Origin of the sequence: Pseudomonas sp. SCA2728.1_7 (assembly GCF_018138145.1) — a bacterium.
Taxonomy (GTDB): Bacteria; Pseudomonadota; Gammaproteobacteria; order Pseudomonadales; family Pseudomonadaceae; genus Aquipseudomonas; species Aquipseudomonas koreensis_A.
The window spans coordinates 3,522,991-3,546,714 of sequence record NZ_CP073104.1 but is presented as its reverse complement, the minus strand read 5'-3'; the positions used below and the strand labels follow the sequence as shown (position 1 = coordinate 3,546,714).

The 23,724-nt window shown below is 60.2% G+C and carries 18 protein-coding genes and 2 tRNA genes; 15 read left to right on the top strand and 5 right to left on the bottom strand.

Going from position 1 to position 23,724, the window contains the following annotated elements; translation table 11 throughout:
* Positions 1-24 precede the first annotated feature (24 nt).
* A complete protein-coding gene (gene queG, locus KBP52_RS15845; protein ID WP_077570622.1) occupies positions 25-1,098 on the bottom strand; it encodes a tRNA epoxyqueuosine(34) reductase QueG in 1,074 nt (357 codons plus the stop codon).
* A 63-nt stretch (positions 1,099-1,161) separates the two neighbouring features.
* Between queG and KBP52_RS15840 the strand changes: the two genes are divergently transcribed.
* The 12 genes from KBP52_RS15840 to KBP52_RS15785 all read left to right on the top strand — a co-directional run bounded on the left by KBP52_RS15840 (position 1,162) and on the right by KBP52_RS15785 (position 16,158).
* Positions 1,162-2,661, top strand: a complete 1,500-nt coding sequence (locus KBP52_RS15840; RefSeq protein WP_212620516.1) for an NAD(P)H-hydrate dehydratase — start codon at positions 1,162-1,164, stop codon at positions 2,659-2,661.
* Positions 2,649-3,119, top strand: a complete 471-nt coding sequence (gene tsaE / locus KBP52_RS15835) for a tRNA (adenosine(37)-N6)-threonylcarbamoyltransferase complex ATPase subunit type 1 TsaE (protein WP_116031930.1) — start codon at positions 2,649-2,651, stop codon at positions 3,117-3,119. The genes KBP52_RS15840 and tsaE overlap by 13 nt, the downstream gene beginning before the upstream one ends.
* Entirely contained in the window at positions 3,120-4,550 is a 1,431-nt protein-coding gene (locus tag KBP52_RS15830) for an N-acetylmuramoyl-L-alanine amidase (protein WP_007915807.1), read from the top strand.
* A gap of 8 nt (positions 4,551-4,558) precedes the next feature.
* On the top strand, positions 4,559-6,460 hold the full coding sequence (mutL, locus tag KBP52_RS15825; protein WP_175559558.1) for a DNA mismatch repair endonuclease MutL: 1,902 nt from the start codon (positions 4,559-4,561) through the stop codon (positions 6,458-6,460).
* Positions 6,460-7,431, top strand: coding sequence for a tRNA (adenosine(37)-N6)-dimethylallyltransferase MiaA (miaA, locus tag KBP52_RS15820; protein ID WP_212620515.1), 972 nt, complete (start codon positions 6,460-6,462; stop codon positions 7,429-7,431). Before mutL ends, miaA begins: the two co-directional genes overlap by 1 nt.
* Before the next feature lie 94 nt (positions 7,432-7,525).
* On the top strand, positions 7,526-7,786 hold the full coding sequence (gene hfq, locus KBP52_RS15815) for an RNA chaperone Hfq (protein ID WP_007902656.1): 261 nt from the start codon (positions 7,526-7,528) through the stop codon (positions 7,784-7,786).
* 12 nt (positions 7,787-7,798) lie between these two features.
* Positions 7,799-9,100, top strand: coding sequence for a ribosome rescue GTPase HflX (gene hflX, locus KBP52_RS15810; RefSeq protein WP_077570632.1), 1,302 nt, complete (start codon positions 7,799-7,801; stop codon positions 9,098-9,100).
* Between the two features lie 96 nt (positions 9,101-9,196).
* Positions 9,197-10,369: an FtsH protease activity modulator HflK gene (hflK, locus tag KBP52_RS15805; RefSeq protein WP_077570634.1), complete on the top strand. Its 1,173-nt coding sequence runs from the start codon at positions 9,197-9,199 to the stop codon at positions 10,367-10,369.
* Entirely contained in the window at positions 10,369-11,238 is an 870-nt protein-coding gene (gene hflC, locus KBP52_RS15800; protein WP_077570635.1) for a protease modulator HflC, read from the top strand. Before hflK ends, hflC begins: the two co-directional genes overlap by 1 nt.
* 313 nt (positions 11,239-11,551) lie before the next feature.
* Positions 11,552-12,739, top strand: coding sequence for an ATP phosphoribosyltransferase regulatory subunit (locus KBP52_RS15795; protein WP_007915833.1), 1,188 nt, complete (start codon positions 11,552-11,554; stop codon positions 12,737-12,739).
* Between the two features lie 54 nt (positions 12,740-12,793).
* Positions 12,794-14,083: an adenylosuccinate synthase gene (locus tag KBP52_RS15790; protein ID WP_007915835.1), complete on the top strand. Its 1,290-nt coding sequence runs from the start codon at positions 12,794-12,796 to the stop codon at positions 14,081-14,083.
* A gap of 140 nt (positions 14,084-14,223) precedes the next feature.
* Entirely contained in the window at positions 14,224-16,158 is a 1,935-nt protein-coding gene (locus tag KBP52_RS15785; protein ID WP_212620514.1) for a methyl-accepting chemotaxis protein, read from the top strand.
* 91 nt (positions 16,159-16,249) lie between these two features.
* Here KBP52_RS15785 and KBP52_RS15780 read toward each other — a convergent pair whose 3' ends face one another.
* From KBP52_RS15780 to KBP52_RS15765, 4 genes are all read right to left on the bottom strand, one after another.
* Entirely contained in the window at positions 16,250-17,815 is a 1,566-nt protein-coding gene (locus tag KBP52_RS15780) for an iron ABC transporter permease (protein WP_116031913.1), read from the bottom strand.
* A complete protein-coding gene (locus KBP52_RS15775) occupies positions 17,815-18,825 on the bottom strand; it encodes an extracellular solute-binding protein (RefSeq protein WP_038360376.1) in 1,011 nt (336 codons plus the stop codon). Before KBP52_RS15775 ends, KBP52_RS15780 begins: the two co-directional genes overlap by 1 nt.
* Before the next feature lie 180 nt (positions 18,826-19,005).
* Positions 19,006-19,092: transfer RNA gene (locus KBP52_RS15770), tRNA-Leu, on the bottom strand.
* A 180-nt stretch (positions 19,093-19,272) separates the two neighbouring features.
* Positions 19,273-19,359, bottom strand: a tRNA-Leu gene (locus KBP52_RS15765).
* Between the two features lie 225 nt (positions 19,360-19,584).
* Here KBP52_RS15765 and rnr point away from each other — a divergent pair.
* From rnr to rpsF, 3 genes are all read left to right on the top strand, one after another.
* Positions 19,585-22,215, top strand: a complete 2,631-nt coding sequence (gene rnr / locus KBP52_RS15760; protein ID WP_137217687.1) for a ribonuclease R — start codon at positions 19,585-19,587, stop codon at positions 22,213-22,215.
* Complete coding sequence (gene rlmB / locus KBP52_RS15755; protein ID WP_016983783.1) at positions 22,212-22,979, top strand: 23S rRNA (guanosine(2251)-2'-O)-methyltransferase RlmB; 768 nt, start codon at positions 22,212-22,214, stop codon at positions 22,977-22,979. Before rnr ends, rlmB begins: the two co-directional genes overlap by 4 nt.
* A gap of 306 nt (positions 22,980-23,285) precedes the next feature.
* Positions 23,286-23,705 (top strand): 30S ribosomal protein S6, encoded by a 420-nt coding sequence (rpsF, locus tag KBP52_RS15750; protein ID WP_007915844.1) that lies wholly within the window; start codon positions 23,286-23,288, stop codon positions 23,703-23,705.
* The last annotated feature ends 19 nt before the right edge of the window (positions 23,706-23,724 follow it).

Genomic DNA, 23,724 nt, shown 5'->3' with positions numbered 1-23,724 from the left:
CGGCTTGAGTACTTTGCTTGCCGCTTATGGGTTTGAAGGTCTGGAGTGCCGCTCCAGCGCCCACTCCACATGCTCTCTAACCAACTCTGACGGATAATCCCGTCGCGCCTTCAACGCTTCCAGTACCGGAATCGTTGAAGGCGCATTGCCCAGCCCCACCGCCAGATTCCTCAACCAGCGCTCATACCCCGCACGCCGCAACGGCGAACCTTCGGTGCTGCTCAAGAACTTCTCTTCATCCCACAAAAACAGCTCAGCCAATTCGGCATTGTCGAGATTGTGCCGTGGCTTGAAATCGCTTTCCCCGGAAGGCTTGGCGAAACGGTTCCACGGACAGCAAATCTGACAGTCATCACAGCCGAACACGCGATTGCCGATCAGCGGTCGCAAATCCTCGGGAATGGCGCTTTTCAGTTCAATGGTCAGATAGGAAATGCAGCGCCGCGCGTCCAGCACATACGGGCCGACGAAGGCGTTAGTCGGGCAAATGTCCAGGCACGCGGTGCAGCGGCCGCAATGTTCAGTGCTGTGCGGCTCATCCACCGGCAACGGCAGGTCGACGAACAGTTCGCTGAGAAAGAAATAACTGCCAGCCTTGCGATTCAGTACCAGAGTGTTTTTACCGATCCAGCCCAGCCCGGCCTGTTCGGCGATGGCTTTTTCCAGCACCGGGGCGCTGTCGACAAACGCACGGAAACCGAACGGTCCGATCTGCGCCTGAATCTTGTCAGCCAATTGCTGCACACGTTTACGGATCAATTTGTGGTAATCGCGGCCCAAGGCATAACGCGACACGTAGGCTTTTTCCGGTTGCGCGAGCATTTGCGCCATTTGTGTGTCGCCGGGCAGGTAGTCCATGCGCAGCGAAACCACGCGCAACGTGCCCGGCACCAGCTCTTCGGGGTGCGAGCGTTTGCTGCCATGGGCGCCCATGTAGTCCATTTCGCCGTGGTAGCCGGCCTCGAGCCAGCGCTCCAGGTGCTGCTCATGCTCGGCCAGATCCAGGCCACTGATGCCGACTTGCTGGAAGCCCAGCTCGCGGCCCCAATCCTTGATCGATTGGGCGAGGGCGGGCAGGTCTGTGGTGATGGCGGACATGAGGCGAGAGAAACCGGAGCTGAGGTGCGTATAATTCTGCCAGACATCGGAGCCCGAAGACGCATGCCGCACACGAAAGATCAATTACCCGACGCGCTGTATGGCGCCGCACAGGTGCGCGAACTCGATGCACGGCTGATTGCCGCCGGTACGCCGGGCTTCGAATTGATGCAGCGCGCCGCGCATGCGACGTGGCGCGCGCTGGTTCGGCAATGGCCTTCGGCGACTGAACTGACGGTGCTGGCCGGGCATGGCAACAACGCCGGTGACGGTTATCTGGTCGCAACCATGGCGCAGCGAGCCGGTTGGCGGGTGCGGGTGTTGGCGGTCGGCGATCCGCAGCGTTTGCAAGGCGATGCCGCGCTGGCCCATGCCGAGGCATTGGCTGAAGGTGTTGCGGTGCAGGGCTGGCAGGCTGAACGCGAATTGCGCGGGGTCATTCTCGATGCATTGCTCGGCACGGGTCTGAGCGGGGATGTGCGCGAGCCTTACGTGTCGGCGATCAAAGCAATCAACGCCAGCGGTTTGCCGGTGATAGCCGTTGATATCCCTTCAGGTCTGAGCGCCGACTCCGGGCATGTTCTGGGCGCCGCTGTGCAGGCTGATCTTACGGTGACCTTTATCGGGCTGAAAATCGGCCTGTTCACCGGCGACGCGGCGGATCATGTCGGCCAATTGGTATTTAACGATTTGCACGCCAGCGCCGACATCTATCGTGACATTCCTGTCATCGCCCAACGGCTCAACACGGCTAATCTTCCGAGGCTGGCGGCGCGCGCACCGACTTCGCACAAGGGCCGTTTCGGCCATGTGTTGCTGATCGGCGGCGATCACGGGTTTGGCGGAGCGATTTTGCTCAGCACGGAAACGGCCCTGCGCACTGGCTCGGGCATGGTGTCGCTGGCGACCCGTCCTGAACATATCCCCGCAGCGCTGAGTCGAGTGCCGGAAGCCATGGCGCTCGGCGTGTCTTCTGCCAATCAGTTGATGGGTTTGCTGGAGAAGGTTTCTGTGCTGGTGGTCGGCCCGGGACTGGGGCAGGCCAGTTGGGGCCGCGCACTGTTGTCGGCGGCCGCCAACGCAGCATTGCCGCAAGTGTGGGACGCCGATGCGCTGAACCTGCTGGCCAGCGGTTTCGTTGAGTTGCCCAAGGATTGCGTGATCACCCCGCATCCGGGCGAAGCCGCGCGTTTGCTGGGAATCAGCACCGCACAAGTGCAGGCGGATCGTCCGGCGGCGGCGCTGGCATTGAGCAAAAAATATACAGCGGTTGTGGTATTGAAAGGCGCCGGCAGCCTGATCGCGCATACCGATGGACGCCTGGCGCTGTGTCATCAAGGTCATCCCGCCATGGCCACAGCCGGGTTGGGTGATGTGCTGGCCGGTTTGATCGGTGCGCTGCTGGCGCAAGGCATGGACGCCTTCGATGCCGCCTGCCTGGCCGTCTGGCTGCACGCCAATGCCGGTAGGCAACAAGGAAAATTCGGCCGTGGGCTGGCGGCCAGTGATCTGATTCCAGCCATTCGTCAGTTGTTGGAGGAGCAAGCACCGTGTCTGAAGTAACCCTGTACCTGGCCGATGAACAGGCCATGAGCGACTTTGGCGCACGGATCGCCCGCGTGACCCAGGGTCATGGCCTGATTTTTCTCGAAGGCAACCTGGGCATGGGCAAAACCACCCTGTCGCGGGGCATCATTCGAGGCTTGGGCCACGTTGGTTCGGTAAAAAGTCCGACCTTCACTTTGGTCGAACCTTACGAAATCGGTGACATCCGCGCCTTCCACTTCGACCTGTATCGCCTGGTCGATCCGGAAGAGCTGGAGTTTCTCGGCATCCGCGACTACTTCGAAGACGACGCGATGTGCCTGATCGAATGGCCCGATAAAGGTGCAGGCTTTTTGCCAAAGCCTGACCTGACCATTACCATTAGCCCGCAAGACAGCGGGCGTTCGCTGAAAATTTTATCCCAGGGCTCGCGTGGCGAGGCCTGGTGTGCCGCTTTGGCATTGGAATCCAATTAAATGATGGGGTTAGGTATGCGCTTTCGCGCGTTGGTGGCTGCCGCTGGACTGTTGTTGATGGCAGTAACCGTCAACGCTGTGGCCGATTCGAAGGTCAACAGCGTGCGCCTGTGGCGGGCGCCGGACAACACGCGACTGGTCTTCGACCTGAGTGGCCCGGTGCAGCACAGCGTCTTCACCCTGACCTCGCCGGACCGGCTGGTGATTGACATCAACGGCGCCACCCTCGGCGCACCGCTGAATGTGCAGACCGCGAACACGCCAATCACCGCAATGCGTTCGGCCCAGCGTACGCCGACCGACCTGCGCGTGGTCATCGACCTGAAGAAGGCCGTCACGCCGAAAAGCTTCTCGCTGGCGCCGAACGCGCAGTATGGCAACCGTCTGGTGGTCGATCTGTTCGACAACCCGGCCGACGCCGCACCGCCGCCTGCGCCAACGCCGCAGGTGGCGACCGTGCCAGCGGTGCCGGTAACCCCGACCGAACCTGCGATCAAGCTGCCGCCAGCTCCGGCCGGCAAGCGCGACATTATTGTCGTGATCGACGCCGGCCACGGTGGCGAAGACCCGGGTGCGTCCGGCTCGCGCGGTCAGCGTGAAAAAGACGTGGTACTGCAGATCGCCCGCGAGTTGCAGCGTCAGGTCAACGGCATGAAAGGCTTCCGCGCCGAACTGACCCGTACCGGCGACTACTTCATCCCGTTGCGCGGCCGTACCGAGATCGCTCGCAAGAAGGGCGCCGACCTGTTCGTCTCGATTCACGCCGACGCCGCGCCGTCTGCTGCCGCCTTCGGCGCTTCGGTGTTTGCCCTGTCTGATCGCGGCGCAACTTCCGAGACCGCGCGTTGGCTGGCTGACAGCGAAAACCGTTCCGACTTGATCGGTGGTGCCGGCAACGTCAGCCTCGACGACAAGGACCGCATGCTCGCGGGCGTGTTGCTCGACCTGTCGATGACTGCCTCGCTGACTTCCAGCCTCAACGTCGGCCAGAAAGTTCTGACCAACATCGGTCGCGTCACGCCACTGCACAAACAGCGTGTGGAGCAGGCCGGGTTCATGGTGCTGAAGTCGCCGGACATCCCGTCGATCCTGGTCGAAACCGGCTTCATCTCCAACGCTAACGAAGCGAACAAGCTCTCGGCATCGAGCCACCAGCAAGCGCTGGCGCGTTCGATCAGCAGCGGCGTGCGCCAGTTCTTCCAGCAAAATCCGCCACCGGGCACGTACATCGCATGGCTGCGTGATTCCGGCAAGATCGCCCAAGGCCCGCGCGACCACCGCGTTGGCCCGGGTGAAACGCTGGCAATGATCGGCGTGCGCTATCAGGTGTCGCCGGCCACGTTGCGCGCGGCCAACAACCTGAAAAGCGATGAGTTGAAAGTCGGTCAGCACCTGACCATTCCAGGCACCGAACTGGCGTCCAAAGAATGAACGAAGTGCTGAACGCCGCTGCCCGCATCGAACTGCTCAGCCCACGGCTGGCGAACCAGATCGCCGCGGGTGAAGTGGTTGAACGCCCGGCCTCGGTAATCAAGGAATTGCTGGAAAACAGCCTCGACTCCGGCGCCAAGCGCATTGATGTCGACGTCGAGCAGGGTGGCGTCAAGCTGCTGCGTGTGCGCGACGATGGCAGCGGAATTTCCGCCGACGACCTGCCGCTGGCCCTGGCCCGTCACGCCACCAGCAAGATTCGCAATCTGGAAGACCTTGAGCAGGTGATGAGCCTCGGTTTCCGTGGTGAAGCACTGGCTTCGATCAGCTCCGTGGCGCGCCTGACCCTGACCTCGCGCACGCGCGATGCAGACCAAGCGTGGCAGGTGGAAACCGAAGGCCGCGACATGGCGCCTCGGGTGCAACCGGCAGCGCATCCGGTCGGCACTTCGGTGGAAGTTCGTGACCTGTTCTTCAACACCCCGGCGCGGCGCAAATTCCTCAAGACCGAAAAAACCGAATTCGATCACCTGCAAGAAGTGATCAAACGTCTGGCGCTGGCGCGTTTCGATGTGGCATTCCATCTGCGCCACAACGGCAAGACCATCCTCAGCCTGCACGAGGCCCACGATGATGCGGCCCGCGCCCGGCGTGTGGCGGCGATTTGCGGCTCGGGTTTCCTCGAGCAGGCGCTGCCGATCGAGATCGAGCGCAACGGCTTGCACTTGTGGGGTTGGGTCGGTTTGCCGACGTTCAACCGTAGCCAGGCGGATTTGCAGTATTTCTTTGTGAACGGCCGGGCGGTGCGCGACAAACTGGTCGCCCACGCGGTGCGTCAGGCTTATCGCGATGTGCTGTTCAATGGTCGCCACCCGACCTTCGCACTGTTTTTCGAGGTTGATCCGGCGGCGGTCGACGTCAACGTCCACCCGACCAAACACGAAGTGCGCTTCCGCGACGGGCGCATGGTGCATGACTTCCTTTACGGCACCTTGCACCGCGCGTTGGGCGATGTGCGTCCGGAAGATCAGCTTGCCGGTTCCGTGACCACAGCCGTCGTGCGGCCGACAGGACTTGATGCCGGTGAGTTCGGCCCGCAGGGTGAAATGCGTCTGGCGGCCAATGCGCTGCTGGAGCAACCGCAGGCGCAACCGGCGTTCAATACCTCGTCCGGTGCCAGCGCTGGCGGCGCCTATCAGTATCAATACACGCCGCGTCCGCAATCGGCCGTGCCGCCGGCGGCTGAGGCTCAAGCAGCGTATCGCGAGTTTTTCGCGCCGCTGCCTGAGGCCAATGCCAACGCATTGCCGGCCGGTCAGGAAGATATTCCGCCACTCGGTTACGCACTGGCGCAACTCAAGGGCATCTACATTCTTTCCGAAAACGCCCAAGGGCTGGTGCTGGTGGACATGCACGCCGCTCACGAGCGGATCATGTACGAACGACTGAAAATCGCCATGGCCAGCGAAGGCCTCAGTGGTCAGCCATTGCTGGTGCCGGAGTCGCTGGCGGTCAGTCAGCGCGAAGCCGATTGCGCTGAAGAACACGCCGCATGGTTCCAGCGCCTTGGCTTTGAATTGCAGCGTCTGGGCCCGGAAACCCTGGCGATCCGGCAGATTCCAGCCTTGTTGAAGCAGGCCGAAGCCAACCGCCTGGTCGGCGACGTGCTCTCGGACCTGATGGAATACGGCACCAGCGACCGGATTCAGGCGCACCTCAACGAACTGCTCGGCACCATGGCCTGTCACGGCGCGATTCGCGCCAACCGGCGCCTGGCCCTGCCGGAAATGAACGGCCTGCTGCGTGACATGGAAAACACCGAGCGCAGCGGTCAATGCAACCATGGCCGACCGACCTGGACCCAATTGGGCCTGGACGATCTGGACAAACTGTTCTTGCGCGGTCGTTGATGAGCCAGCTCCCTCCAGCGATTTTCCTGATGGGCCCGACCGCTGCGGGCAAGACCGATCTGGCCATCGAGCTGACCAAGGTGTTGCCGTGCGAGTTGATCAGTGTCGATTCGGCGCTGGTTTATCGCGGCATGGACATTGGCACGGCCAAGCCTTCGAAAGAACTGCTTGCCGAATATCCGCACCGTTTGATCGATATTCTCGACCCGGCTGAGGCTTATTCGGCTGCGGATTTCCGTCGCGATGCCCTGCAAGCCATGGCCGAGATCACCGCGCGCGGAAAAATTCCGCTGCTGGTCGGCGGCACAATGCTCTATTACAAGGCTTTGGTCGAAGGCCTGGCAGACATGCCGGCCGCCGATCCTGACGTCCGCGCGCAGATCGAAGAAGAGGCTGCACGCCTTGGCTGGCAAGCCCTGCACGACCAATTGGCGATCATTGACCCGGTGTCAGCGGCGCGGATTCACCCGAACGATCCGCAGCGCCTGAGTCGCGCGCTGGAAGTTTATCGAGTCAGCGGTCAGAGCATGACAGAGCTGCGCCAGCAACAATCTGCGCAAAGTACTGAAGCAGCCGCTTCGGGACTGCAACAATTGCCCTATACTGTCGCGAACTTGGCCATTGCCCCGGCGAATCGTCAGGTACTGCACGAGCGCATTAAACAAAGATTCACAAATATGTTGGAACAGGGGTTCATCGACGAGGTCGTAGCCCTGCGTAAAAGAAGTGACCTGCATTCAGGGTTGCCGTCTATACGTGCGGTAGGCTACCGCCAAGTCTGGGACTACCTGGATGGCAAGCTGACGTTAGCCGAAATGCAGGAGCGCGGCATCATCGCCACGCGCCAGTTGGCCAAACGCCAGTTCACCTGGCTGCGCAGCTGGGAAGATCTACACTGGCTGGACAGTCTTGATTGCGACAATCTGCCACGCGCCTTGAAATACCTTGGGACCATCTCCATATTGAGCTGAGTCCTTGCAATTGCCGTCTATCCTTGGGGGTGTGACGGCCAAAGCCATCTGAATTACCTATTTTTATTATTGAATCCTTAAAGGAGTGCGGCACATGTCAAAAGGGCATTCGCTACAAGACCCTTACTTGAATACTTTACGTAAAGAGAAAGTTGGGGTTTCCATCTATCTGGTCAACGGTATCAAACTGCAAGGCACGATCGAGTCGTTCGACCAGTTCGTGATCCTGCTGAAAAACACCGTAAGCCAGATGGTTTACAAACACGCTATCTCGACAGTAGTGCCGGTTCGTCCAATTCGTCTGCCTAGCGCAACCGAATCCGAAGCAGGTGACGCTGAGCCAGGTAACGCCTGATAGGAGTCTCCTTTGTTCTTTGAGCGCCACGGTGGTGGTGAGCGAGTGATCCTCGTTCACTTGGATGGACAGGACCCTGAGGCGCGCGAAGATCCGCAGGAGTTTCAGGAATTGGCTAATTCGGCCGGCGCCGAGACCGTTGCGTTTTTTAACGTGCCGCGTCATCGGCCAACCGCCAAATATCTGATCGGCAGCGGCAAGGTCGAGGAACTGCGCGACCTGGTCAAGGCTGAAGAAGCCGATCTGGTGATTTTCAATCACATCCTCACGCCCAGTCAGGAACGTAACCTCGAACGTGTTTTCGAGTGTCGCGTGATCGACCGTACGGGTCTGATTCTCGATATTTTTGCCCAGCGCGCCCGCACCCATGAAGGCAAGCTCCAGGTTGAACTGGCCCAGCTTGACCACATGAGCACGCGGCTGGTTCGCGGCTGGACTCACCTTGAGCGTCAGGGTGGCGGTATCGGCATGCGCGGTCCGGGTGAAACCCAGCTGGAAACCGACCGCCGTTTGCTGCGGGTCCGCCTGCGCCAGATCAAGGGCCGGCTGGAGAAGGTGCGCAGCCAGCGCGAGCAATCGCGCCGCGGCCGTTCCCGTGCCGATATTCCGACCGTGTCTCTGGTGGGATATACCAACGCCGGTAAGTCCACACTCTTCAACAACGTGACGAAATCCGACGTCTACGCGGCCGACCAATTGTTCGCCACGCTGGACCCGACCTTGCGCCGTCTCGACATTGACGACCTGGGGCCGATCGTTCTGGCGGACACGGTGGGCTTCATTCGTCACTTGCCGCACAAGCTGGTCGAAGCATTTCGGTCTACCCTCGAAGAGTCGAGCAATTCCGATCTGCTGTTGCACGTGATCGATGCGGCCGAACCGGATCGCATGTTGCAGATCGAGCAGGTGATGGTAGTGCTGGGCGAGATTGGTGCCCAGGACTTGCCGATCCTCGAGGTCTATAACAAACTCGATTTGCTTGAAGGCGTTGAGCCGCAAATCCAGCGCGACGAAAACGGCAAGCCCCAGCGGGTCTGGCTGTCGGCGCGTGATGGCAGTGGTCTGGAATTGCTTGAGCAAGCCATCGCTGAATTACTTGGCAGTGATTTGTTTATCGGTACCTTGCGCTTGCCGCAACGATTCGCCCGACTGCGTGCGCAGTTTTTCGAACTCGGTGCGGTGCAGAAAGAAGAGCATGACGAAGAAGGCATCAGTCTGCTGGCCGTTCGTTTGCCCCGTGTCGAGTTGAATCGACTGGTAAGCCGCGAAGGATTGCAGCCGATGGAGTTCATCGAGCAACACACTTTGCAATAAAAGCCTGACAAAGCGGTTGTGCCGCAACGGCAGGCATTCTGTAGCATTGGTCGGCGCGCCGTGGGTGCGTCTTTGCTTTATCAGATGGAGAGCGCTATGGCTTGGAATGAGCCGGGTGGCAACTCGAATAATCAGGATCCTTGGGGTGGCAAACGCCGCAATAACGGCGACCGCAAGGGGCCACCGGATCTCGACGAGGCCTTCCGAAAGCTGCAGGAAAGCCTGAACGGGTTGTTCGGTGGTGGTAAGAAACGTGGTGATGACGGCGGTGGTTCGGGCAAGAGCAGCGGCGGCTTCGGCGGTCTGCTCGGCATCGGCCTCGTCGTGCTGGCGGCTGTCTGGCTGTACAGCGCGGTCTACGTGGTGGACGAGCAGGAGCAGGCCGTGGTGCTGCGCTTCGGCAAGTATTACGAGACTGTCGGCCCGGGCCTGAACATCTACTTCCCGCCGATCGACAAGAAGTACATGGAAAACGTCACGCGTGAGCGTGCCTACACCAAGCAGGGCCAGATGCTGACCGAAGACGAGAACATCGTCGAAGTGCCGCTGACCGTGCAGTACAAGATCAGCAACCTGCAGGACTTCGTGCTGAACGTCGATCAGCCGGAAATCAGCCTGCAGCATGCGACCGACAGCGCCCTGCGCCACGTGGTGGGTTCCACCGCCATGGACCAGGTGCTGACTGAAGGTCGTGAATTGATGGCCAGCGAAATCAAGGAGCGTCTGCAACGTTTCCTCGATACCTATCGCACCGGTATCACCGTCACTCAGGTCAACGTACAGAGCGCAGCGGCACCGCGTGAAGTGCAGGAAGCCTTCGACGACGTGATCCGCGCCCGTGAAGACGAGCAGCGCTCGCGCAACCAGGCTGAAACCTACGCCAACGGTGTCGTGCCGGAAGCGCGTGGCCAGGCCCAGCGCCTCCTTGAGGATGCCAACGGTTATCGTGACGAAACGGTTTCGCGCGCCAAGGGTGAGGCTGATCGCTTTACCAAACTGGTTGCCGAGTACCGCAAGGCACCTGAAGTTACCCGCCAGCGTCTGTACCTGGACACCATGCAGGAAGTCTTCAGCAACACCAGCAAGGTACTCGTGACCGGCAACAAAAACGGCCAGAGCAACCTGCTTTACCTGCCGTTGGACAAAATGATTCAGAACAGCTCGGGCAGCAATGCACCGGTTACCGGTTCGGCTGCCGCCAGCAACAACACGGACGCCACGCCGCATGTCACTGACCTGCCGCAGTCGCGCACAAGGGAGACCCGCTGATGAGCAATAAATCGCTGATCGCCCTTATTGTTGGCGTCGTTGTCGTGCTGGTGGGCTGGAACTGCTTCTACATCGTCGCTCAGACCGAGCGTGCGGTACTGCTGCAATTCGGTCGTGTAGTTCAGGCGGATGTTCAGCCAGGTCTGCATGTGAAAGTGCCTTACGTTAACCAGGTGCGTAAATTCGACGCGCGTCTGATGACGCTGGATGCACCGACACAGCGTTTCCTGACCCTGGAAAAGAAAGCCGTGATGGTCGACGCTTATGCCAAGTGGCGCGTGAAAGATGCCGAGCGCTTCTACACCGCAACTTCCGGCCTCAAGCAAATCGCCGACGAGCGTCTGTCCCGTCGTCTGGAATCCGGTCTGCGTGACCAGTTCGGCAAGCGCACCCTGCACGAAGTGGTGTCGGGTGAGCGTGACGCACTGATGGCTGACATCACTGCTTCGCTGAACAAAATGGCGGAAAAAGAGCTGGGTATCGAAGTGGTCGATGTCCGGGTCAAGACCATCGATCTGCCGAAAGAAGTAAACCGCAGCGTGTTCGAACGTATGAGCACCGAGCGTGAGCGTGAAGCACGCGAGCACCGCGCCAAGGGTAACGAGCTGGCTGAAGGCATCCGTGCCGACGCCGATCGTCAGCGTCGCGTGTTGCTGGCTGAAGCCTATCGTGAATCCGAAGAGATTCGCGGTGACGGCGACGCCCAGGCCGCTGCGATCTATTCCAAGGCCTACGGTCAGGATCAGGAGTTCTACAGTTTCTACCGTAGCCTGCGCGCCTACCGTGAAAGCTTCGCGAACAAATCCGACGTATTGGTCCTCGACCCAAGCAGCGACTTTTTCCATTACCTGGAAAAAGCCAAGCCTTGATACGCCGTTGACCTGAATCATTCCGCCCGGCGGCTAAAACCTCGGGCGGGGTGATCCTTTGGGAAAACGTGTGTATGATGCGGCAGCCGGGAAATTCCCGGCTTTTTTGCGTCTGCACGTTTGATTGCTGTTTTTTGTTGCAGGCATCGGGTTGAATGGCCCGAGAGTATTTCGAGGAAAGTGATGGGCGAAGCCGGTAACAGGCCTTTCGCCGCGTCGTTCATGCGCGTGCGTTTTGAACGGTTCAGTCATTTTCTGCTTCACTCAAGGCTCGCCCGCAGGCTGGCCGCCCGGATCAAAGGGGAATGGCGTAATGGCAACGGTAGACCGCTGGCTGCTGCCAGATGGCATCGAAGAAGTACTGCCACCGGAAGCGGCGCGCATTGAAGTCGCGCGTCGTCAGGTGTTGGATCTGTTCCAGAGCTGGGGTTACGAGTTTGTCGTGACTCCCCATATCGAGTACCTGGAATCCCTGCTGACCGGCGCGGGCCAGGACCTGGATCTGCGTACCTTCAAGGTCATCGACCCGCAATCGGGTCGGCAGATGGGTTTCCGTGCCGACATCACGCCGCAAGTGGCGCGCATCGATGCGCATACCCTGCGTCGCGAGGGCCCGAGCCGTCTGTGCTACGCCGGCAGCGTGCTGCATGCCCAGCCGCGAGCACTGTCGTCCTCGCGCAGCCCGATCCAGTTGGGTGCCGAGTTGTACGGCGACGCCAGCCCGAGCAGCGACGTTGAAGTGATCAGTCTGATGTTGGCCATGCTGCAACTGGCCGACGTGCCGGATGTGCACATGGACCTTGGTCATGTCGGTATCTATCGTGGTCTGGCGCGTGCCGCCGGTCTGTCCGGTGAAGTCGAGCAGCAGTTGTTTGATGCATTGCAACGCAAGGCCATCGACGAGGTCATTACCTTAACCGAAGGCTTGCCGGCCGACCTGTCCGGCATGCTGCGCGCGCTGGTTGATCTGTGCGGCGGCCGTGAAGTGTTGAGCGCTGCCCGCGAGCGTCTGGCCAATGCGCCGGCGCCAGTTCTGGCGGCACTGGAAGATTTGCTGGCGATCGCCGAGCGTCTGTCGGCGCGCTTCCCGGAGCTGCCTTTGTACTTCGATCTGGGCGAGCTGCGTGGCTACCACTACCACACCGGTGTGGTGTTCGCGGTGTTCGTGCCGGGCGTTGGCCAGTCCATCGCTCAGGGCGGTCGTTACGACGACATTGGTGCCGACTTCGGTCGCGCCCGTCCAGCGACAGGCTTTTCCACCGATTTGAAAACCCTGGTGACCCTGGGGCGTGCTGAGATCGAGCTACCGTCTGGCGGTATCTGGATGCCTGACAGTACGGATGCGGCACTCTGGCAGCAGGTTTGCCAGTTGCGCAGTGAGGGTCAGCGTGTCGTTCAGGCGTTGCCTGGGCAACCTTTGGCCGCCGCCCGTGATGCGGACTGCGACCGGCAATTGATTCAGCAGAACGGGCTTTGGCAAGTATCGCCACTGGCTTCTTGAGTTTTCCTGCCGGCCATCGCCGGCACCAAGTTTGCGCGAATGAGGACAAGTGTTATGGGTAAGAATGTCGTAGTCCTGGGCACCCAATGGGGTGATGAGGGCAAAGGCAAGATCGTTGATCTGCTGACCGAACATGCTGCAGCCGTAGTGCGCTACCAAGGTGGCCACAACGCTGGCCACACACTGGTGATCGACGGCGAGAAAACCGTCCTGCACCTGATCCCGTCGGGCGTGCTGCGCGAAGGCGTGCAGTGCCTGATCGGCAACGGCGTGGTGGTTGCACCTGACGCCCTGCTGCGCGAGATCACCAAGCTGGAAGAGAAAGGCGTACCGGTGCGCGAGCGTCTGCGTATCAGCCCGTCCTGCCCGCTGATCCTGTCCTTCCACGTGGCGCTGGACCAGGCCCGTGAAAAGGCCCGTGGCGAGCTGAAGATCGGTACCACCGGTCGCGGCATCGGCCCGGCGTACGAAGACAAGGTTGCGCGTCGTGGCCTGCGTGTTGGCGACCTGCTGAACATGCCGCGCTTCGAAGACAAGCTGCGTGAACTGGTGGATTACCACAACTTCATGCTGGTTGGTTACTACAAAGAGCCGGCCATCGAGTTCGAAAAGACCCTGGCCGAGTGCAAGGAATACGCTGAGCTGCTGAAGCCGCTGATGCTCGACGTGACGGCTGAGCTGCACGACCTGCGTCGTGCCGGCAAAGACATCATGTTCGAAGGCGCCCAGGGTTCGTTGCTCGACATCGACCACGGTACCTACCCGTACGTGACCAGCTCCAACACCACCGCGGGTGGCGTGGCGACCGGTTCGGGCGTTGGCCCGATGTTCCTGGATTACATCCTGGGCATCACCAAGGCTTACACCACTCGCGTTGGTTCGGGCCCGTTCCCGACTGAGCTGTTCGACGACGTCGGTGCGCACCTGGCCAAGCAAGGTCACGAGTTCGGTGCGACCACCGGCCGTGCCCGTCGTTGCGGCTGGTTCGACGCCGTTATCCTGCGTCGCGCGATCGATGTGAACAGCATCTCGGGTATCTGCCTGACCAAGCTGGACGTGCTCGACGGTCTGGAAACCATCAACATCTGCGTCGGCTACAAAGACGCCGAAGGCAATGCCGTTGCGCCGACCGACGCCGACAGCTACGTAGGCCTGCAGCCTGTGTACGAAGAAGTGCCGGGCTGGACCGAATCGACCGTGGGTGCCAAAACCCTGGAAGAGCTGCCAGCTAACGCTCGTGCCTACATCAAGCGCGTTGAAGAGTTGATCGGCGCGCCGATCGACATTATTTCGACGGGCCCGGACCGCAACGAAACCATCGTTCTGCGTCATCCGTTTGCTTGATAAGTCGTTGATGTAAAAACACAAAGGCCCCTTCATCGGGGCCTTTGTCGTTTATGCCTGTTGGACGGCATGACCTTTGCTGTGAATCTGTCTACAAGAGTGCCATCAAATTAATGGCGTCAGAAGTAGAGGTATTCACAGTGTCGGCCGTTCTCTCACTGTTACAAAGCCGTTTGTTGCGGCCCGTGTTCGTTACCCTTGGTATCGCCCTTTTGGTGCAAGTGTTGGTGGCGGTCGCCCTGACGCGGAGCACCGTCACGGCGCTGGAAGCAGATTTGGCGGTGCGCCTCGGCGCCGACAGCCAGAAACTCTCCGGCGAGCTGGAGCAAGCCGGGCGTGAAGTCACCTCGAGCCTCGATGCTTTGTCTGCCAGTACCCGTCAGCGGCTGACTGCCGGCCTGTCTTCGCGACTGAAAGACGAGCAGGCGCAATTGCGTGCGACGCTGGAAAAGGATCTAAAGGATTCGGCCAATGACATGGCGCAGTTGCTCGCCTCGGTGGCGCCGCGTGCCATGTGGGACAGCGACGTGCCGACCCTGTCCGAGTTCGCCCGGCGGGCCCAGCGCAATCCCAACGTGCTGTTTGTGGTGTACGACGATGCCACCGGTCAGCACCTGACCCGTTATCTCAACCGCGAAAACCCGATCAACAAGGCCCTGTTGGAAAAAGGCCAGGGCGAGCGTGCGCTGGATAAAGTGCTGGATGCGGCGAAAAACGATCCATCGGTTTACTACCTTGAGGCATCGATCAATCCCAATGGCGTGGAAATCGGCAAAGTGCTGATGGGTGTGTCCACGGCCTCGGTGGAAACCGATCTGGCGGCACTGGACAAGCGCTTCTCGGCGTTGATCGCCAGCAGTGATCAGTTGGTCGGCGACAGCCTCAAGGGCGCCGCAGCGGACAGCGCCAAAGCCATGCAGGCGCGCCTGCAATCGGCGCAGTCCACCGCGACCGAGATGAAATCCAATACTGCCAATACCGTTCAGGAAGCAGCAGCAACCTTGCGCTGGCGTATTGGCCTGGGCCTGGCGCTGGTCGGTTGCGGCGTGCTGCTGTTGCTCGCGGTCGTGCTCGGCCATCGCGTGGTCAATCGGCTGAAGATGCTCAACGCCGCGATGGATGATCTGGCGGCGGGCGAGGGCGACCTGACCAAGCGAGTACAGATCAACAGCAAGGATGAAATCGGCGACATGGCTTCGGCGGTCAATCGCTTTGTGGATAAGTTGCAGCCGATCGTGCGCGAGGCGGGCGATGTTGCGCAGCGCACCGGCGTGGAAATCGGCGCGATGACGCTGCGCAATGCCGGTGCGGATGCAGCGGCAGGTATGCAGCGTGATGAAGTAGCGGAGAGCCTGCGCGCGCTATCGCAGATGGCCGATGAGGCGCAATCGGAAAGCCACGCGATGCAGGCGGCGTTGAAGCAAGTGGTGGATATTCGTCAGGCTACTGATGAAAACACCCGCACCTCCGCCAAGGTCGGTGGCTTGATCGAGGCGCTGGCCGGGCAGGTCGATACCGGGGCGAAAGTCATCGAACGACTGGCGCAGCAGAGCGAGCAGATTGAAGTGGTGCTGACGGTGATTCACGGGATCGCCGAGCAGACCAACTTGCTCGCATTGAACGCCGCTATCGAGGCGGCACGTGCCGGCGAAACCGGGCGCGGCTTTGCGGTTGTGGCCGACGAGGTGCGGGCGCTGGCGAGCAAGACGCAAAGCTCCACCGGCGATATTCAGGCGCACATCGTCGCGTTGCAGCAGGGCGCGCGTGAGGCGGTCGAGGCAATCGGTCAGGCCGGGCGCCAGGCCAGCGAAGGTTTGCTGGTGTTGCGCGACAGTGCGCGGTTGCAGCAATCGGTGCAGGCGTCGGTCGAGCAGGTGCATGCGGCGATTGGTCTGGCGACGCAGGCGGCTGCGCATCAGGCGCAAGGTGCGCAGGCAGTGCGTGGGCGAGTCGAAACGATTCATGCACAGGCCGAGAAAGCGGCGCAGGCGGTGGTGGAAACCACGGCGAGTGGCAAGGTGCTGGATGGTTTGGCGGCGCAGCTCAAGGCCAGCCTGGGGCAGTTCCGGGCTTGATGTTGTCTGGGCGGGCCTCTTCGCGAGCAGGCTCGCTCTTACAGGGGAAACGCATTCCAATGTAGGAGTGAGCCTGCTCGCGATAGCTGTTTCAGCGGCTCAGATACATCCGCGTCGTCAGTAAATAAACCGGCAATCCCGATACCAAAATCAACAACGCCGCATAAGGCGCCGCCGCCGCAAACTCGACATTCGCGGTATGCGCCCAAACCTCAGTCGCCAGCGTATTAAGCCCGGTCGGACTCAGCAACAACGTCGCCGTCAATTCCTTCATCGCATCCAGAAACACCAGGGCAAACGCCGCGCCCAATGCCGGGAAGATGATCGGCAGCGTCACCCGACAAAACGCCGTAAACGATGAAGCGCCCAGCGTACGCGCAGCCTCTTCCAGCTGCGGCGCAGCCTTGTTCAGCGCCGTACGAATCGGCGCCTGCGCCAGCGGTAAAAACAGCAGCGCATAAGCAATCAGCAACAACCCGGAAGTCTGGTACAGCGCCGGCACGTAATGCAGGGCGAAATACACCAGCGTCAACGCGATCACCAATCCTGGCAGTGCATGCAGCAGATACGGCAAGCGCTCGGCCCAGATTGCCAATTGGCCTTTGTAACGCACCACCAGCAAGCCGACCGGCACGGCCAGCACCAGGCACAATGCCGCACCGCCAAGAGAAAGCGCCAAAGACGAGAGCAGGGCTTCAGTAATCGCGGCCACCGGAAAAGCCGCCGACGAACCGACCGCCAGCCAGTACGCCAGCATCCCCAGCGGAATCCCGCTGCCAACCACCGCCAGCATCAGGCAGTACAACTGGCCGACCGCTGCCCATGGTCCGAGTCGAACCTGTTCAGCCTGCCGCGCTGCACCTTGCCCGGTACGTACATGTCGACCTTTGCCGCGTACCCGCAACTCCAGCCACAGCAGCACCAGACACAGCGCCAAAAGCACGGCCGACAGCATCGCCGCGTTGGCGTTGCTGAATTCCAGTTCGAATTGCTGATAGATCGCGGTGGTGAAGGTTTGCAGGCCGATGATCGACAGCGCGCCGAACTCCACCAGCATGTGCAAGGCAATCAGCAACGAACCAGCCAATAGCGATGGCCAGAGCAAAGGTAAGGTGACACGGAAAAACACGCCCCAGCGATTTTGCCCGAGGGTGCGGGCCGATTCTTCAAGGGACGGATCGAGATTGCGCAGCGTCGCCGCCACCGGCAGGAAGATCAGCGGGTACTTCGACAGGCTCATCACCAGAATCGCCCCGCCGAGCCCTTCGAACTGCGCGCTCAAAGAGACCCAGGTGAAACTGCTGACAAATGCTGGTACTGCGAACGGCAGGCACAGAATCACGCCCCACAAGCGTCGCCCCGGCAAGTTGCTGCGCTCCAGCAGCCAAGCCAGCGACAGGCCGATCACGCCGCACGTGAGGGTTACGCCAACCATCAAGGCCAAGGTGTTGCGCAGCAGGCCGAATACATACGGGCGCCACAGCAAATGCAGCGCCTCGGCCCAGCCGGCCTGCCAGGCTTTGAGCCCGACATAGGCCAGCGGCAACAGGCTCAGTACCACCAGCAACAACACCGGCAGCACCAGCCAGATCGATGGCCGCTTGCGCTTTGGTACGTAACCCCCGCGCGCGGCGGGGGCGGATAACGATGCGGTCATCAGTTCAAGCCAACTTCACGTTCCAGCTCCAGTGCTTCTTCGGCATTGCCCAGATCGGCTGGCGTGACGTTCGGCGCTTCCAGTTCGCTGAACGGCTTGAGCCCGCGATCCGATTCCATGCCTTTGTGCAGAGGGTACTCGGCGGTGGTCTGAGTGATCACGCGCTGGCCTTCTTCGCTGGCCATGTAGGCGAGGAATTGCTGGGCTTCTTTTGGATGTTTGCTGGATTTCAGCACGGCAGCGCTGGATACAGTGATCAAGCCGCCGACGTCGCCGCCGGTGAAGTAATGCAGTTTCGAATCCAGTTTGCCTTTTTCGCGCTGCAGGGCGAACCAGTAGTAGTTGTTCACCAGCACGGTAGCGACTTCGCCGTTTTCCACGGCTTTGAGGGCGACCATGTTGTTGCTGTAGGTCTTGCCGAACGCGCGCAGGCCGGTCAGCCATTCTTCGGCGGCATCGCGACCGTGCATCTTGATAATGGCCACGGCTTGTTCCTGGAAGGCGCCGCTGGTCGGTACGAAGCCGACTTTGCCTTGCCATTGCGGATCGGAGAATTCCATCACCGATTTCGGCAGGTCTTTTTCATCGACCAGTTTCGGGTTGTAAGCGACCACGCGAACGCGGGCAGTCACGCCGATCCAGGTGCCGTTACCGGCCACATATTTTTCCGGAAGCACGGCGAGCGTGGCGTCATCGGTCTTGGCCAGCAGGCCCAGTTCGCCGAGATTGTTCAGCGGCGGCGACTCTTCGGTGTAGATCACGTCGGCAGGGGAGCGGTCGCCTTCTTCGATGATCTGGCTGGCGAGCTGATTGCTGCTGCCTTTGCGCACATTGACGTGAATGCCGGTCTTGGCTTCGAAGGCTTTGGCGATCGCGTCGCCGACTTCCTTGTGCTGGCCGTTGTAGAGAGTCAGGGAAACCGCGTCGGCAGCCTGGGTGAGGGGAGTGGCGAGCGCCAGGCCGAGGAGGGTGAAGGTCAAGCCTCGGCGCAGGGTATTTCGAAACGTCATTCGCAGGGTTCCTCACTGTCGCATTGCAAAAACTTGCAACAATGATAAACGATATTGTTTCTCAAGTGCGCCTTGCGAGAGGCTCTGCGTTCCTGTAGGGGGGATTCAGGAGGCCAGAAACGCAAAAACCCGCTTTCGCGGGTTTCTGTGAAATCCAAGGTCGTAACCTTGAATTTGAATTGGTGCCCAGAAGAAGACTCGAACTTCCACGACCGTAAGGTCACCAGCACCTGAAGCTGGCGTGTCTACCAATTTCACCATCTGGGCAATCATCGCGAGCGTTGCCGCTGTTGATGTGGCGCACTATACGGAGCGCCTTTTGATCTGTAAACCCCTGATTTAATTTTAATAAATCAGTTTTAAGAAAACCCGGGCTTAGAATGCAAAAAACCCGCTTTCGCGGGTTTTGTGTGAGCCTTGAAACTGATCTAGTCTCAAACTCGAAATTGGTGCCCAGAAGAAGACTCGAACTTCCACGACCGTAAGGTCACCAGCACCTGAAGCTGGCGTGTCTACCAATTTCACCATCTGGGCAGTATCGGCAACGCTGTGCGTCGTCGATGGCGCGCACTATACGGAGCGTCTTTTTAACTGTAAACCCCTGTCAGCAAAAAATATGATTTTTTTTACCAGCGGTGGTCAAAACGGCGTTCAGGGGTCGATACAAGGCCTCAGTTGGGCCTTATATAGTCGGAAATTTCCCGTTTCATGGCGCCTATGCCAAACTAACCCGCATATAGACAAGGTGAAAACTCTCTAATGGCCGATTGGCAGTCCCTCGATCCCGAGGCCGCTCGTGAAGCGGAAAAATACGAAAACCCTATTCCTAGCCGCGAACTGATCCTGGCGCACCTCGCCGATCGTGGTTCGCCTGCTGCCCGCGAGCAACTGGTCGAAGAGTTTGGTCTGACCACAGAAGACCAGATCGAAGCCCTGCGCCGCCGTCTGCGCGCCATGGAGCGCGACGCTCAATTGATCTACACCCGCCGTGGCACTTACGCGCCGGTCGACAAGCTCGACCTGATCCTCGGCCGTATCAGCGGTCACCGTGACGGTTTCGGCTTCCTGGTGCCGGACGATGGCAGCGATGACCTGTTCATGAGCCCGGCGCAAATGCGTCTGGTGTTCGATGGCGACCGTGCACTGGCGCGTGTTTCCGGTCTCGACCGTCGCGGTCGCCGCGAAGGCGTGATCGTCGAAGTGGTCTCCCGTGCCCACGAAACCATCGTCGGCCGCTACTTTGAAGAAGGCGGTATCGGCTTCGTCGTCGCCGACAACCCGAAGATTCAGCAAGAAGTGCTGGTGACGCCGGGCCGCAACGCCAACGCGCAGATCGGTCAGTTCGTCGAGGTGAAAATCACCCACTGGCCGACGCCGCGCTTCCAGCCGCAAGGCGATGTGGTCGAAGTGGTCGGCAACTACATGGCGCCGGGCATGGAAATCGATGTCGCCCTGCGCACCTACGACATTCCGCACGTCTGGCCTGAAGCCGTTCTGAAAGAAGCCGCCAAGCTGAAGCCGGAAGTCGAAGAAAAAGACAAAGAGAAGCGCGTCGACCTGCGCCATCTGCCGTTCGTCACCATCGACGGCGAAGATGCCCGCGACTTCGACGATGCGGTTTATTGCGAAGCCAAACCGGGCAAGCTGCGCCTGTTCTCCGGCGGCTGGAAGTTGTACGTGGCGATTGCCGACGTTTCCAGCTACGTGAAGATCGGTTCGGCGCTGGATAACGAAGCGCAAGTGCGCGGCAACTCCGTGTACTTCCCGGAACGTGTCGTACCAATGCTGCCTGAGCAACTGTCCAACGGCCTGTGCTCGCTGAACCCGCACGTCGATCGTCTGGCCATGGTTTGCGAGATGACCATCTCCAAATCCGGCGAGATGACCGACTACTGCTTCTATGAGGCGGTGATCCACTCCCACGCTCGTCTGACTTACAACAAAGTCAGCGCGATGCTGGAAACGCCGAAAATCACCGAGGCGCGTCAGCTGCGCGGTGAGTACAACGACGTTCTGCCGCACCTTAAACAGCTGTATGCGCTGTACAAGGTGCTGCTGGCCGCCCGTCACGTCCGTGGCGCGATCGATTTCGAAACGCAGGAAACCCGGATCATCTTCGGTACCGAGCGCAAGATTGCCGAGATTCGTCCGACCACCCGCAACGACGCGCACAAGCTGATCGAGGAGTGCATGCTGGCGGCCAACGTGGCCACTGCCGAATTCCTCAAGAAGCACGAAATTCCTGCGCTGTACCGCGTCCACGACGGTCCGCCACCGGAGCGTCTGGAAAAGTTGCGTGCATTCCTTGGCGAGCTCGGTCTGTCCCTGCACAAAGGCAAGGACGGCCCGTCGCCGAAGGACTACCAGGCCTTGCTGGCGAGCATCAAGGATCGTCCGGATTTCCACCTGATCCAGACCGTGATGCTGCGTTCGCTGAGTCAAGCGGTGTACAGCGCTGACAATCAGGGTCACTTCGGCCTGAATTACGAAGCCTATACCCACTTCACCTCGCCGATCCGTCGTTATCCGGACCTGCTGACGCACCGCGCGATCCGCAGCGTGATCCATTCGAAACAGGACACCCCGCACGTTCGCCGTGCCGGTGCGATGACCATTCCGAAGGCGCGCATTTACCCGTACGACGAAGCGGCATTGGAGCAACTCGGCGAGCAATGCTCGATGAGCGAGCGCCGTGCTGACGAAGCGACCCGCGACGTGGTGAACTGGCTCAAGTGCGAGTTCATGAAGGACCGCGTAGGCGAATCGTTCCCGGGCGTGATCACCGCGGTGACCGGTTTTGGCCTGTTCGTCGAGCTGACCGATATCTACGTCGAAGGCCTGGTGCACGTCACCGCGCTGCCGGGCGATTACTACCACTTCGATCCTGTGCATCACCGCCTGGCGGGCGAGCGCACCGGTCGCAGCTTCCGTCTCGGCGATACCGTTGAAGTGCGCGTGATGCGCGTTGACCTCGACGAGCGCAAGATCGATTTCGAGATGGCCGAAAAAACCATCAGCGCGCCGATCGGTCGGAAAAAACGTGGCGCCGAAACCGCTGCGCCTGCTGCCAAGGCTTCGGAAGAAAAGGCTCCGGCAAAAACCGCCAGCCGTCGTCCGGCCAAGGAAAAGGCTGCCGAAGCCTATCGCCCTAGCGATGCCGTGGCGAAAAACGCCGAGCTGCGCAAAAGCCGTGAAATGAAGAAAGCGCTGCTTTCCGACGCGAAAAACGGTGGTAAAGCGGCGTCCGGGGGAAAGACCGGACGGTCGGCGCCTGAAAAGGCCTCCGGCGGCAAGCCAGCCAAACCGAGCAAACACCGTAAAGGCCCGCCAAAAGCGGGTTCTGCTCCAGCCAAAAGTGGCGGGGCACGTAAACCGAAGGCGAAGTCATGAGTCAGTTGGAAAAAATCTACGGCGTTCACGCGGTAGAAGCGTTGCTGCGTCACCACCCGAAACGCGTCAAGCAGATCTGGCTGGCGGAAAGCCGCAACGATCCGCGTGTGCAGACCCTGGTTGAATTGGCCAACGAGAATCGTGTTCAGGTCGGTCAGGCCGAGCGTCGCGAAATGGACGCTTGGGTTGAAGGCGTGCATCAGGGCGTGGTCGCGGAAGTCAGCCCGAGCCAGGTCTGGGGCGAAGCCATGCTCGACGAACTGCTCGATCGCACTGAAGGTGCGCCGCTGTTGCTGGTGCTCGACGGCGTGACCGATCCGCACAACCTCGGCGCCTGCCTGCGTTCGGCCGATGCGGCCGGTGCGCTGGCGGTGATCGTGCCGAAAGACAAGTCGGCAACCTTGACGCCGGTCGTGCGTAAAGTCGCTTGCGGCGCGGCGGAAGTGATTCCGCTGGTGGCGGTAACCAACCTCGCGCGTACGCTGGAAAAGCTTCAGCAGCGCGGTCTGTGGATTGTCGGCACGGCAGGTGAGGCTGAAGTCAGCATTTACGACCAGGATCTGACTGGGCCGACCATTCTGATCATGGGCGCTGAAGGCAAAGGCATGCGTCGCTTGACTCGCGAACACTGCGACTATCTGGTGAAACTGCCAATGGCCGGTAGCGTCAGCAGTCTGAACGTTTCCGTAGCCACTGGCGTGTGCCTGTTTGAAGCGCAGCGTCAGCGCGGCGCCAAAGCCAAGGCTGCCGCGAAGAAATCCTGATCTGCTGCAAATCCCCTGTAGGAGTGAGCCTGCTCGCGATAGCGGTGCAACATTCAGCATCAAAGTTGAATGTTACCCCCTCATCGCGAGCAGGCTCACTCCTACATTGTTTTGTGGGAAGGCGAAGATCGGTGATTGTTCAAATAATCACCAATTGCCTTGCACGTCCTCTATCCCTTCTCTACAATTGCGCCCCTTGCTGTGACGGCAGGCACGCATGTGCCCCGCGCCAGCAAGTCCATAAGTGTCATTCACTCCTTGTCTGACCGTTTTTGAGCGGCAGGCTACAACCCGTAAGGAGCATTCATGCGTCATTACGAAATCATCTTTTTGGTCCACCCGGATCAAAGCGAGCAAGTCGGCGGCATGGTTGAGCGTTACACCAAGCTGATCGAAGAAGACGGCGGCAAAATCCACCGTCTGGAAGATTGGGGCCGTCGTCAACTGGCCTACGCAATCAACAATGTTCACAAGGCTCACTACGTGATGCTGAACGTTGAGTGCACTGGCAAGGCCCTGGCCGAGCTGGAAGACAACTTCCGCTACAACGATGCAGTGATCCGTAACCTGGTCATCCGTCGCGACGAAGCCGTTACTGGCCAGTCCGAGATGCTCAAGGCTGAAGAAAACCGCAGTGAGCGCCGTGAGCGTCGCGATCGTCCTGAGCACGAAGGCGCTGAAAGCGCTGAAGGCGAAGAGAACGACAGCGATAACGCTGACGAGTAATCCACGGACCTTATTAAGG